Consider the following 13,868-nt stretch of genomic DNA (forward strand, 5'->3'; position numbering starts at 1 on the left):
AGAATACCACCTATACCACCTGTACCACCTATTTTGGAGTATTTCCTATACACACTTTTTACATGGGTTAGTCTTTCGTCTAGTGTATAAAATTTAAACATCAAATAAAAAACTCCTCCCCCAATCCCTTTGAGATTTCATATAACGTTGGCAGCATTTCCACTTAGAAGGAAAGCATTAGTGGATGTAGTGGCGTTAGTGACATTGGTTTTCAGAATACCAAAACACCCAATGGGGAATTGTTGCTTGTCATTCGATGCGATCCACGCCCTTTTATTGAAGGTAGTGGGGAAAGATTCTTCGCTTTTCATCCAGGTGGTTTATGTCTTATACGCCGTAATTGTAGTAACTATTTGCATACAAAGGAGTTGCCACACTTTGCAACATAACCAACATTATCAGACGTACTTTCCTAAGCCATTAATATGTAAGATGTTATAGACTTTCCCCACTTCCAACATGTCGTCAACTGCCAAATCTGCCCATCAAAGTATGCTGAAAACCTACCCCTCTTGCTGCGTAAATTCGACATTTACAACTTGCTCTGTAGAATCTTCCCCACTTCCCAAGTCTTTGTATGCAGAAAGATCAACCAATTCAGTCTCGGCATTCACATTGATGTTTAAATTCCTATTGATTACAGGAGATTCCCGGCGCTGCATTTCCCGGTAAAGTTCCTGGGCTTCCTTCAAACATATCTCCTCTTTCTTGGATAGCTTCTGCTTCTCTTTGTCTTTAAGCACCTGTACCGCCGTCTGTAAAGTCAGCTTTGCCACGTTGTGCCCCATTTTCAACATGTCGGGAGCAACCAAATCATAGGATTTAACCCGCTTTTCCAATGCATAAGGCGCTTTGGAACCAGGTTTTCCCTCGTATCCAGCTAGTCTATAGGCTTCTGAGATCGATTTCCCCGCCGCCCGAAGCGTGGTATATGCTTCCTGTTTGAGTCTTAACTTCCGATTATTTTCTTCCATAGATTTATACCTCCGAATTGATAATTGTTAAAATCTCCCTTCGTGTCTATTCCGTACTTGCCCACACAAACCGACCCAAACACTACTATGTAAAGCAATGATGAAAATGTCTTGAATGACTTGAAAATACTGGTAGAATCAAAGCCTATTCAAACACGTCAAACCAGATAAAGAAATAAGCAAAAGGCTTTTGATATTTTCTATGAAATACATCGATGAGTTTCGTAACGGAACTATTGCAGCTGGCATATCCAAAAAAATTGCTTCTCTTGTGGAAGGACACGACAGAATTACCATCATGGAGGTATGTGGCAGTCATACCATGTCGATATACCGGTATGGACTAAAAAATCTGCTTCCGCCAAATCTGAGATTACTCTCCGGGCCCGGGTGTCCCGTATGTGTTACCTCTACAAGTTATATAGACACTGCCATAGCAATGGTACAGAAAACCGATTCATGTTTGGTTTCTGAAAAGGAAGTAATAATAACTACATTTGGTGACATGATGAAGGTACCCGGGTCTTCATCGAGTCTTGAAAAAGAACGGGCTAAAGGGGCATCTGTTGCAGTGGTTTATTCGACCCTCGATGCCTTGCGTCTGGCGGAGAAGCATCCGGATAAACAAATCGTATTCCTGGCCATAGGCTTTGAGACCACCGCGCCAACCATTGCAGCATCGGTTATTGAAGCAGAGAGGAGAGGTCTGAAAAACTATTTTCTCCTTACAGCACATAAGGTAATGCCACCAGTTATGAAGGCGCTTCTCAAAGACAAAGAATTGAATCTCGATGGATTTCTGTGCCCGGCGCACGTAAGCGCCATTATCGGATCAAGATCATATGAGTTTATCGCACGAGACTTTCATATTTCTTGTGTTATCGCTGGTTTTGAACCACTCGATATCTTGCAAGGTATTTATATGCTTCTTGAGCAAATTGTAAGGAAGGATGCAAGCGTCAGAATTCAATACTCACGGGTGGCAAGGGAGGAAGGAAATCCAACAGCCCTTTTTCTGTTAGACAGGGTTTTTGAGCCATGTGATGATGAATGGCGCGGACTTGGGCTTATTCCGAAAAGTGGTCTTAAGCTGAGAAACCGTTATGCATGGTTTGATGCCCTCACGGTATTTCGGATTTCGGATTTCGGATTTCGGATTAATTCAGAAATCCGAAATCCGAAATCCGCATTCAATGGTTGTATCTGCGGTGATATCCTGAGGGGTATAAAAATACCATCTGAATGCAAACTTTTCAAGAAGGTTTGTAATCCTGAGCATCCTGTAGGTGCATGTATGGTTTCAAATGAGGGAACATGTGCCGCATGGTACAAATATGGTGAAACGTGACCCGAACAAGGCAGATACCACAGCGTTGTCTTTTTGAGCTTCACATGACTCCCAAAGATTAAAAATTAAAATAAGATACATTTATTTTGATATTTGATTTTTCATATTTTATTTATTGGTCGCACTTCCTAACATTTGAAACTCTATGAATAGACTTTCTCTACAAGAAATTGTATATGACAAATAATACAAAGATAACACTTGCACATGGCAGCGGTGGGAAATTAACTCATGAGCTTGTCAGTCAACTCTTTTTACCCAATTTCAATAACGTCGCCCTTTCTCAGTTAAGTGATTCCGCACTTTTACCATTAAATGGCATGAAATTGGCTTTCACGACAGACTCTTATGTCGTTAAGCCGCTATTTTTCCCCGGCGGGGACATTGGGAAACTTGCGGTCAGCGGCACTATTAATGACCTGGCCGTTGCGGGGGCAAGACCGATGTTTCTCTCGGCAGGGTTTATTATCGAAGAAGGTCTTGAGATGTCACTGCTTGAAAAGGTCGTACGTTCTATGAAGGAAACAGCAGCAGGAGCCTGTGTTGATATCGTGACGGGTGATACAAAAGTTGTCGAAAAAGGCAGCGCTGATAAACTCTATATTAATACCTGCGGGATAGGGATTGTTGATGACAGGACAAATCTTTCCCCATCATCTATTGAAGCAGGCGATAAGATAATCGTGAGCGGTACGATCGGAGACCACGGATTGGCAGTGCTTTCCGAGAGAGAATCCCTGGGTTTTAATCCATTGATCCAAAGCGATTGCGCCCCCCTATCCGGCATGATTGGCAAGCTAATCGCTTCAGGTGCAAATATAAAATTCATGAGAGATCCTACACGGGGAGGTCTTGCAACCACGCTGAATGAAATAGTAAATCCACAGAAATACGGTATCGTAATCGAAGAACAAAGCATTCCCATGAACGATGGCGTAAGGGCGTTATGTGAGATACTGGGTTACGACCCCCTCTATATTGCCAATGAAGGAAAGGTAGTGGTTGTCGCCTCAGCAGACGATGCTGTTAAGATACGTGATATACTCAGGGAAGACGATCTGGGTAAAGATGCCGAAATTATTGGAAACGTCGTTGAAGATGCACGTGGTAAGGTGTGCCTGAAAACAGTGATTGGCGGAACGAGGATTGTTGATATGCTTATGGGTGATCAGCTGCCGAGAATCTGTTGATTATGGGAAGAAAAACTCCCGGCACAGCGGAACCGCAATCAAAAAAATTACTCAGTGATGAATAACAAAGCTGGAATTTCCCAATAAAGATGTTTTTACGAAGAATTTTTTTAAAATAGATCACCTTTGAACCTCGTTTTTAAATCGCAGATAAATTTCGCTGGTTCTTTCATCAACAGTGACGTGAAAATTTTTAGAAAGGCGCCTTTTTTGTCTAACCACGGATGCCTTCAAAAAAGAAGGACACAGAACAGATGTAAACACAATTACCATAATAATCGAGGAAAATACAACGTCGTCCAGTATCCCCATATCCCTGCCTATCCCGGAAAGTATTAAGGTACCCTCCAGCTTCATCGCCATCCCTATGCCTATGATTATGCGGTTTGTACCTCTCTCAATCGGGCAAACAGAACAAAACATTTTTCCAATAATGGCGGCGCCTGTTATAGCAATACCGAGGAGGACTGCATTCAGATTCAAAAAGCTTTCCAGTTCTACCTGTGCCCCCACCCTGACAAAGAGTATTGGCACAAGGATCGTGTAATACGGTCGTATTATTCGTTCAACTGCACCATATTCCCTGTCAGGAGAATCTTTTAACTTTACATTCCGAAGCAACAAACCTGCAACAAAGGCCCCTATTACCGTATGAAGCCCTATTGACCCTGACATAAAGGCTAACAAAAGGGCGGAAATTACCACAATTGGTATATTTAAACCCTCTGTTGCTTTTTTTGTTAAAAAATTCCCGAATCCCTCACCATACCGCAGAATGATTACCAAAATAATGGCAAGAAATGAAATTGCTATACCAATGGTAACCAATATGTGTGGTACAGAAGTCCCGCCCCGAACAACAAACCCACTGATCAGGCCAAAGGTCAAAATTACGATAATTTCGGTAATAACGGCTGCGCCGGTTAAAATCCTGCCCTCCGGGGTATTTATTATCTTTAGCTCACTCAGAACCGCCATTAATAATCCCATACCGGTATTACAAAGAACAATGGCAACAAGAAGTTTTGTGCCAGTTGAGGCATCCGGAAGCAGAAAATGGCCAACCATAAGTCCAAGCCATGCGGGCACAATAATACCGCCAAGGGCTACCAGAAAGGAAGAAACACCCACCCTTAATAACGCCCTGATGTCAGTATGAAGACCGGCTGTGAAAAGAAGTAGCAACGTTCCGAAATATGATACCATCTTCAAGAACGGCATCGTCCTGAGAAAATGAAAAAAATCCCATCCGGTAAAGGTGAAGACGTTACCCAAGAGCATCCCTATGATCAGAATTCCAACTACGGCAGGAAGTCGCAACATCCTGGCGATCCATTCTGCTATCTTGGCAGCAATAAGAGTAATAGCAACGGCAAGGATCACACCATGCGTTGGATCGTGATGCCATATGTCCCAGGTTGGTTTTGAATCTTCTGCCTCTTTTTCTGTCTCTGCTGGAGGTTCGGGTAAGGATATTTCTTTTTCAGGTTCTTTTGCCTCTTCAATCAATGCGTCTGAACCCCCTTTCGTTGCAGGATAAGAAGATTCTTCCGCAGAAGTGAAAGTCGATCTGCTCTCATCTGTTGTCAGGTGAGATTTATCTTCCACCGCAAGCGTCTGAGTTCCTTCAGCCTCTGTCGGTGGGGATTCTCTTCCAGCAATAGTTCTACTCTGAAGTTCAGGTGTGGCCATTGCCATTGCCATTGGTGTGCTTACTTCTGGAGTTTCTTGCAGGGTCTCTGAAAAAGAGATATCCGGCTGGTGACCCTCGCTACTCAGATATTTTTCCAGATAACCCTTTTTATCCACAAGGACAGGAAATAAGAATTCTTTCCCGGTCAAAGGCGGGCGGGATTTGTTATCCTCCAGGCGCCTGTGAGTCACGCTTTCATCAACTGCAGGAAATTGTTGTTCAGCAGTAAGCGTGGTCGCAGAACCCGGCATCGTTGGTATTGAACGGACATCTGTTTTTAGATTGTCAGCAGATGTTTCCTTCTCTGTGACCTTTGAAGGGGAACCTTCAACAACCAGAGTGCCCTCATGGATACCTTTTTCCTCCACAACGGACGGAGGAGAAGGAGATTCCTGCCCTGTAACAGCCTGGTGAGATGCATTATTCACGGCCGGGGTTTGTGTGCCTTTCTCCTCTCCAACGATGGATTGTTCTCCGGTAACAGACGTCGTGACATCTCCGGTTGAAGAAACAGCCGGGCGGTTATCATTTTCCCCGGCAGTTGAAGGTGTCTCTTTCTCCACGACAATTTTCTGATGCTCCCTATCCGGAGATTTCTCCGGGAGACCTTCTTTCTTTGCAATCTCCAAATATCTCATTATGTATTTCTTTGGAGAAAGTATTTCCTCAATAGTGAATGCCCCTGTTTCCTTTTTAATAACAATAGGAAATGGTTCGGAAACTTGAGAAAATGACGAAATTTCTTCTTCTAATGGGGGTGATCCAATTGCGACCGGGCAACAAAAGGAAATGAAGATGATTACGAAGGCCAGGCTAAAATTGAAAGTACTCATAATATATTAAAATTGAATGTTTTTAAAATGAAATTATTATGAATTAACCGCTATTGTACACTCGACAAACCCTTTCACACTATTCACAGATTTATTTGTGATACTTTGCGAGACTATCTTTAGTCAAATCATTTCAAACTCGAAAAATGCTTGTGCATTATTTCTCTCTTTATCTCTGGCTTTATTTATGGAAAACAAGTATGACCCTTAATTGGTTCCTGATTCCGGGATTTTTTCCCATACCTTTTTTCTTTCAAGAAACCACTTTATAAACCATTCCGATTCTTTTATCATAATGCTGCCAAGAATTGCGCTGAGCAATACATAGACACCAGTAAGAGATTTCAGCGGGTAAGCATGGGAATTCATAGTAATAGCCCCTGCCAGGATAATGGAAAACTCTCCTCTTGGAACAAGACTAAATCCAAGCCTTAACCCAGCCCTTTTGTTCAAGTCGTATTTTTTCCCAATGAAATACCCACAAATAATCTTACTAAAAGAAGAGATAATAAATATGATTATTCCCATAGGGACAAGGCTTCCTAAATGCTTATAATCGATCGACATTCCGAATGCGACAAAGAAAATTGCCGTAGAGAATTGCTGGAAGGGCTTAATTGCTTCTGAAATCCTGTGCCTTTGTTTTGTTTCCGACAATAAAAGTCCGGCAAGAAATGCACCAATTGCCTCAGAAAGTCCTATCCTGGATGCAGCGCCTGCTGAAAGTACGATAATTGAAAGGATCAATATGACAAATAATTCTGTGTGTTCAATATCAATGATCTTCTCGATGAATTTCTTCGAAGTTCTGGCAAGTATGATAAAAAACAGAAAAAATGCTGAGGTTTTCAGCATAACGAAGCAAGCGCCCTTTGCATCCATGGAACCGTAATTAACAATACCGATAATAAACGCAAGAAACACGGCAATAAACATATCCTCGAAAATAAGGACGTTAAGAATATATTCGGTTTCCGGATTTGCCGAACGTCTCAAATCAATGATAGACTTGGCCACAATTACTGAACTGGTCACGTAAATAATCCCAGCAAGCAAAATTGATTGCAGTAAACCATATCCTAAAAACCAGCCTAAAACCAATCCTACCGGGAAGTTAAACAAAAGGTCATACATGCCTGTATTGAATAATTTCCTTTTGTTATTAAGCAAACTCCCGACGGAGAATTCAAGGCCGAACATGAACAACATAAAGATAATACCAAGTTTGGCGATAAATTCTGTGATAATCGTAACAGGGAAAAAGTTTTGAAGGATAATGCCGACTACAATAAAAATGGCAACAAGGGATTGGTTAATTTTAGCGCCTAAAAAGCCTGCCAAAAACAAGGCGATGAGGGAAATGCCTAGTGATAATACGCTTTCATTGACAATCATTTTCCATTATTGTCTTAAGGAACCATAAAAATATTTACTTGCCGTATATTATCGTCGACATACGTCTCACCGGGTACCTTCTCTAATTCTGCCCGTATCGTATAGGTATCTTCTTTTAGTCCGCTGGTATCCCAGCTGTAAACGATTTTTTTTGAAGACAGACCATCCAGTGTTTCAGCTTCCCGCCCTATGAGTTGATTTGATGTAGGACAATCCACTGTCAATATAGTCGTCACTTTTGTTGTCCTCTCGTTGCCAATAACAACTTCAATATTGATTCGTTTCCCGATAGTTTCCAGCAAAGGGATATCCATAGATACAATCATTACCCCATGTACTATTGGTTCGTATTTTTTCTTCTCGTCAGCCAGACTATTCGGCACTCCGCAGAATATGAAATATCCAAAGATATGAATCAAACAGAACTTCCAGCCATTTATTTTGTATCTCTTCATACCGGCCTTCCTTCCTTTTAACGAATACTTCATAAACAAATCCACCAAATTTTAAAAGGCAAATCGGCTCTCCAACAGTATTCAGTGAGCTAACAGGTATGAGTATCCACCTGTTAGCTCACTTTTGACGTATCGAAAGAGCTTATTCCTTCTCTATTTTTATTAATTCGCCATTCAGGTACCTCCTCATGAAATCGTTCTCGTTCCCTGGTGTATAACCCGTCTTTGCAGGTTCCCATAACCCTTTACCACCCATACCACCATCCTCAGCTTTGGTAATCTTTACCAGCGTCTCCTTCGGAGTAGTATTAATACCGTGGTTATCAGCCTCATACCCAAAAACGAACTTCATGCTTGTCTTTGATTTGTGGAATAAGCTATCCAGCTGATGCATTGGCATTGACCAGTCCCGCGTGATACTCTGCTGGGAACCATAACGGAAACTGGATTGATATCCTGTACCAGCCGATAGTGCCCTGCCATCTGGTCTTGACTCATGAGCCTTTACACTTCTTTCCGTTGAAATCCATGCAGAATGTTTCATCATTGTTACTCCATAGGGGTAAGCTGGATTATACTTACACCGTAACATGAGCCTGGCCACCTTATAAAATGGATCATTTGGTTTCCAGCCTTCGTATGGCCTGTCGGCAGGGTTTGCATCAACATAGACATAATCACCATCATTGATACCCAAATCCTTAGCCGCTTGTGGATTTATATGGATCTGATGCTCACCCACACCGGGCATTCTCTTATCCATCCTATAGGGATCGCCAAAGTTGTTATTCCAGATAAAGTTCCAGTCTGTTACCGCCCATTGTGAATGCACCGTATGCCTTGATTTTGGCGTCACGCAATAAAATTTATAGCCTTTTTCCCACAGGAAATTCTTCGTCAGCTTTACTTCTCCCCATGACTTCTTGATATTCCTGACAGTCCTTTCATCCCAGTGTTCTGCGCCCTCAGGGATTCCATAATCATCCGGACGGATATAAGGATTCGTGCTGGCGATAACGTTGGGCAGATACGGAGTAGCCTCAGGTCCTTCACGATGGACAATGAAATTCTCACCATACTCAATGATCTCAGGTTCATCATTGTAAGCCTGTAACCTTCCCGTTGGAGTATAGAATGGCAGACTCTCGTGTACCTGTTCCCAGAATGGATGCCTTGGGTAAGTCCTATAGAGCAACAGGGCAACGCCCGGTTCCCCATATTTTCCATTCACAATATCCTCAAAAGTATAACCTTTTAAGGTCGTACTCCCATCCAGCAATCTCTGGATATACACTTCGGGCCTGCCTTCCAAGGCGAACTTCCAGTAATCCCTGAACCTCAAATCCCTGAGCAATTCTCCCAACTTCGCTGCCATGCCCGCAAGAATCATCACATCGTCTTTTGAATCATTAACAGGCCTTATGCCGCCCTTCCATATCTGAACAAATGGATTAGAACATGAGCTTGTAATCTCATGTGTTTCAAACTCCACCCAGGAGTTTGCCGGAAATGCAAAGTCTGCATACTCGATAGAGCCCGTCATTTCAATATCCGTGGACATAATTTGTTCGATATTGGGATTCACATTCTTCAGCATTTGATACACATGCTTAGCATTGTTGACCAGGTTTACGTTGGTAAACCACATAATCTTTGTCGGTGTCGGCATGTGTGTTTTACCCGTAAAGCATTTGCGGCCATACTTGGGTGTGTTAACAATCAGCGGCCTGTCATTATGATTCCAGTATGCCACCTCTTCGTCATACGCACGGCCCTTTACCTTCAGATCCGTTGCAGGTGCGTATGGGTCAAGATTTGGATTAAACACATCCTCGGAAACCCATCCATAGAAGCCGGGGCCACTCCACTTGGAGCCTTGAAAATTGCCGGCCTTATAGTTACCAGACCAGGTATGGGAACCAGAACCTTTATAGCCTACATTGCCTGTTAACATAAGAGGCAAATACGTCGACCTATTAAATAACGTTGCATGGAACCAGTGGTTGATACCTTCACCGTAATGAATTGCCACCGGTTTTATGGTCGCAATATCATGCGCCAGCCTTTCAATTAGCTCTCTCGGTGAATTGGTTATTTCAACAACAGTGTCGATATCATAATCTTTGAGATGTATTTTATACATCTCAAAGAGTGGCATGACTTCAATCACTTTTCCACCCACCGTTTTTACTTCAAATGTGCCATCAAGAACTGGGTCGATACCTTTAGCCACCAGTTTGTCACCAACATCGTCCCTCGTAATCGGTTTTGGACCATTCGTCTTTGCATCCCATACAACAAAATCACCAATCATTTCTCTTTGATCATCATGCAACCCGTGAATCTTATAACTTGGACCATGAGAAATATCTTCCGGTTTATAATCCGGGAAGATATCCTTGGCCTGCAATCTTTTCAGGGTATCTGCCCTGACAAGCAAAGGGAAATCGGTAAACTTCTTCACATAATCTGCATCATACAGCTTCTCGTCCATCAATATTTTAGTTAAACCCAAGAAAAGCGCTGTGTCGGTATTACACCTGATCGGTATCCAGTAATCCGCTTTCTGAGATGATGGGCTGTATTCTGGTGTGATGACAACCAGTTTCCCACCTCTTTCCATTACCTCCGTAAGCCAATGGGCCTCTGGCATCTTATTTTCAATGAGATTCTTCCCCGTTTGGATGACCAACTTTGAAAACCGTATGTCATTCATATCAACATCTGATGTCTGTAATCCGTGAACAAATGGATGGCCAGGGGCCTGATCTCCATGCCAGGTATAGTTCGACCAGTTCCTCCCACCCAATGCCTTATCCGGCCCTACTCCCCTATTGTGACTGTCAACTAAGGCAAGGGTATTGTTAAACCGGTACATCCCGTACTTCCCTATGACACCCAAAAGACCCATTCCGCCACGACCCTTGAAGGTACGCGTGCCTGCGCCCTTCATGGCATCTACCATCTCTTTCGGATATCCCTGCCCTATCAATTTTTTTGCACCTTCTTCACCGCTGTATTTCCTGGTAATATGGATAATCCCCTTTGCGGCATATGTCCAGGCATCATCCCAGGACGCCTTTAAAAGTTCATCCTGTCCCCTGGCATCAAACATATATTTTGTTTTATTTTCCGGTGTCAATTCCGGAAACCCGTCATCTGCCCACTGTTTCCAACCTTTTCTGATAAGCGGATACCTTAACCGGTAAGGCCCGTACACCCTGCGATGGAAGGTATATCCTTTGAGACACATCCTGGGATTCCAGTTCCTCGTGGCCTTGTTTCCATACAGATCTGAATAATTCTGGTGATCATAGTTTTGCTCGACCCTCATGATCACTTCGTTCCTTACAAATGCTCTCACCCTGCAGGCGTGGGTATCGTTCGGCGAACACGTATAGGTAAATGTGCGGTCGTACCTGTATTGATCCCGGTACACGCTTTCCCATGCTCGGTCAGGATAGACATCTAACGGATTTCCCACCTCAACAGCAGGTTTTAACAGCCTGAACGCCATTGCTTTACTGGTAAGGGTAAAGGTCGCTCCCGTTGCGCCTGCCACCTGTAGGAAAGTTCTTCTTGTCAGTTTCATATTTCCTACTCCTTTCATAAAAATTTGTGGTACTATTAAACATCTCTTGTTCATTCTTTACAAATAAGGTCATAATATATACATGCATTTAAGTATACAATCGGATACTTACATGTCAATGATAATTATACGATTGTTCGTAACAGCTTCATTTTGGCACTAGTCCACCGCAAAGGTGCAAAGTGCACAAAGGTATTTTTTGGGATATATGCCGAAATCTTTCGATACAATCAAAAAGACCAAATGGTCTTTGACCTATCGGCGCTTTTTTCTATAATAAGGCGAGTATAAAATAGTTTAATGAAACCAAGCATCCATATCTTATTGCTAAGGAGATGATCTGGAAATCATGAGAGAACCCATTCGCGTTATCAACACAATATTGTACTGCCATCGCTGGCAAGAAACGGTTTCCTTTTATCGGGACATCTTAGGCTTTTCGGTAACGTTTGAGAACAATTGGTTTGTGGAGTTTGCAGTAACCTCTAACGCCCGTTTGAGCGTGGCGAATGAACAACGGGCAACCGTTAAAAGCGCCAGGGGACAAGGTTTGACGCTGGCATTTCAGGTAGACAAGGCCGATGCGACATGGCAGTCTTTGAAGGCCAGGGGTGTAAACGTGGGCAAGATTGCTGACCATCCATGGGGCGGGAGGGCCTTTTTCCTGTTTGATCCTGAAGGGAATCGCCTGGAGGTATGGTCAGTTGAAAACTGAAGAACAAAACGTGAGATTCATAAATAATGCATTCATTTGAGATTCCCTGGTTCCGCACGGAATGATGGCGCACTGAGCTTTGGAACTGAGGATGGAATGGAAGGTAACGCTATAGTGTTGGCATCTAAATGGAATATTTCGCGGAGACCCGATTCCGTCTTATCATCAAAAATGATAGAAACAACTGAATAAATCATGATAAGTGGTGTTAAAACATCCAGAAAAGGAGCACCAATATGCAGGTCGTAGTTGGTAATCAATCCCAGCATATTCGTTGCAAAAAGATTTCTTACAAGAAAAAATACATAGAGCACTAAGGCGAGAGACCTGTTTGTAGATAGGTATTTGCAATAAACATTGGCGAAAATAAGCGGAGAACCTATTTTAATCACATCGTTTAAAATATTCAAAACACGGGATAAAGGAGTGATGTTTTCAATAAAAACCACTTCCAATCCCGGAGACAAAAAATATCTAGAGAGAAAATACAAACTAAAACCTATGGCAGTTAAAGAAAAGAGGTTCTTTGATGAGTGAATATGATTTTTCAGGCGTTTGACAGCCACGAAATATTGACTACTCAACTCCTGTAAATTATGAAGACCTGTAACTCCATTTTTTACACGGTTTGACGCGATGAACAGATAAGCAGCGGCAAAGACTAAAGTCATAACCACATCTCCGCACATGTCGGGTATACTCGGAGCGTGTATATCGTACCTATGAGCAGGATTCCCTGGCTGCAGAATATTAAAAAAGATAAGGGCATTTATGATATTTCCTATGATAAACCTCAGATTAATACCTACGAAGGTTAGGAATGCACCTATTCTTAAATATCTGAGCGCAGAATTGATCGTTGTATGAGTTGTATAATGAGTATTGGCACTTCGTAAATCAGATTCCTCAACTTCACTCGGAAGACTGTCACTCCATGACTCAGGGGAAGAGAGACTTAAGGTTTTTACATAGGAATTCCTGAGCTTCAAACTAAGCGCCGATCCCACTGCAATAAATATTCCACAGATGGGCGTGGATTTTTTGAGGTATAAAGTTGAAATTCTTATAAGACCACACAGTTACCGTTGACTGGATGAGACCAAGAAAGGCAATAGCAGCTATTTTGGGATTAATAGTATCTTTTACCAGCCCTGACTTTATGGCGCCTGAAAGCATCTTTTCTATCTTTCGCAGATACTTTTGAATAAGCTGGGAAATTTTTCTCCGTATAACCATATCGCTGAACTGCATAGCCCCCATGATAACAATGAAGGATGTCTCACGACGTTCCTTAGCATACGTAAGGTGTGCCAGCAGCACCTTCTTTAGATTTTGAATAGGATCGTAGCTTATCATTGCCCTGTCCAGCTTGCTCATGAGGGTTTCCTCAATGTTATCGATCAACAAATTCAATATATCTCTCTTGTTTTTAAAATGACGATATATTGCCGTTTTGGTGGTGCCTATCCGGCCTGCTATTTCGCTTATCGTGACGTATTCAATGCCCTTTGAATAAATAATGCGCCGAATGACATCGATAATCTGCTGTCTTCTGATTTTTGTGTGTTTTCTGATTTGCATTGTATTTCCTTCTCTATTAACTTATAAACACAAGACAATTTACTTGCACAAATTATAAATCTTAGATTATAATAAGGCAATAATTATTATGT

General features: G+C 42.3%; 10 protein-coding genes. 3 read left to right on the forward strand and 7 right to left on the reverse strand.

The window, feature by feature from the left end:
• Window positions 1-503: 503 nt before the first annotated feature.
• Complete coding sequence (locus BROSI_RS00380; protein WP_052561307.1) at window positions 504-974, reverse strand: hypothetical protein; 471 nt, start codon at window positions 972-974, stop codon at window positions 504-506.
• 202 nt (window positions 975-1,176) lie between these two features.
• Here BROSI_RS00380 and hypD point away from each other — a divergent pair, with 202 nt between their 5' ends.
• On the forward strand, window positions 1,177-2,322 hold the full coding sequence (hypD, locus tag BROSI_RS00385; RefSeq protein WP_052561309.1) for a hydrogenase formation protein HypD: 1,146 nt from the start codon (window positions 1,177-1,179) through the stop codon (window positions 2,320-2,322).
• A gap of 176 nt (window positions 2,323-2,498) precedes the next feature.
• Window positions 2,499-3,512, forward strand: a complete 1,014-nt coding sequence (gene hypE / locus BROSI_RS00390) for a hydrogenase expression/formation protein HypE (RefSeq protein WP_052561311.1) — start codon at window positions 2,499-2,501, stop codon at window positions 3,510-3,512.
• 120 nt (window positions 3,513-3,632) lie between these two features.
• Here hypE and BROSI_RS00395 read toward each other — a convergent pair whose 3' ends face one another.
• The 4 genes from BROSI_RS00395 to BROSI_RS00410 form a co-directional block, all read right to left on the reverse strand.
• Window positions 3,633-5,843 carry a cation:proton antiporter gene (locus tag BROSI_RS00395; protein ID WP_157842284.1) on the reverse strand — a complete coding sequence of 737 codons (2,211 nt, stop codon included), beginning with the start codon at window positions 5,841-5,843 and terminating at the stop codon, window positions 3,633-3,635.
• 402 nt (window positions 5,844-6,245) lie between these two features.
• Complete coding sequence (locus BROSI_RS00400) at window positions 6,246-7,433, reverse strand: cation:proton antiporter (RefSeq protein WP_052561315.1); 1,188 nt, start codon at window positions 7,431-7,433, stop codon at window positions 6,246-6,248.
• A gap of 14 nt (window positions 7,434-7,447) precedes the next feature.
• Window positions 7,448-7,888 (reverse strand): hypothetical protein, encoded by a 441-nt coding sequence (locus BROSI_RS00405; protein ID WP_052561317.1) that lies wholly within the window; start codon window positions 7,886-7,888, stop codon window positions 7,448-7,450.
• A 142-nt stretch (window positions 7,889-8,030) separates the two neighbouring features.
• A complete protein-coding gene (locus tag BROSI_RS00410) occupies window positions 8,031-11,480 on the reverse strand; it encodes a molybdopterin-dependent oxidoreductase (protein ID WP_052561322.1) in 3,450 nt (1,149 codons plus the stop codon).
• A 349-nt stretch (window positions 11,481-11,829) separates the two neighbouring features.
• Between BROSI_RS00410 and BROSI_RS00415 the strand changes: the two genes are divergently transcribed.
• Window positions 11,830-12,195: a VOC family protein gene (locus tag BROSI_RS00415; RefSeq protein ID WP_052561324.1), complete on the forward strand. Its 366-nt coding sequence runs from the start codon at window positions 11,830-11,832 to the stop codon at window positions 12,193-12,195.
• Between the two features lie 32 nt (window positions 12,196-12,227).
• Here BROSI_RS00415 and BROSI_RS00420 read toward each other — a convergent pair whose 3' ends face one another.
• Both BROSI_RS00420 and BROSI_RS00425 read right to left on the reverse strand, forming a co-directional pair.
• On the reverse strand, window positions 12,228-13,202 hold the full coding sequence (locus BROSI_RS00420; RefSeq protein WP_157842285.1) for a hypothetical protein: 975 nt from the start codon (window positions 13,200-13,202) through the stop codon (window positions 12,228-12,230).
• Window positions 13,186-13,776: a TetR/AcrR family transcriptional regulator gene (locus BROSI_RS00425; protein WP_052561328.1), complete on the reverse strand. Its 591-nt coding sequence runs from the start codon at window positions 13,774-13,776 to the stop codon at window positions 13,186-13,188. Before BROSI_RS00425 ends, BROSI_RS00420 begins: the two co-directional genes overlap by 17 nt.
• Window positions 13,777-13,868: the final 92 nt, after the last annotated feature.

This window comes from Candidatus Brocadia sinica JPN1, assembly GCF_000949635.1.
Lineage (GTDB): Bacteria > Planctomycetota > Brocadiia > Brocadiales > Brocadiaceae > Brocadia > Brocadia sinica.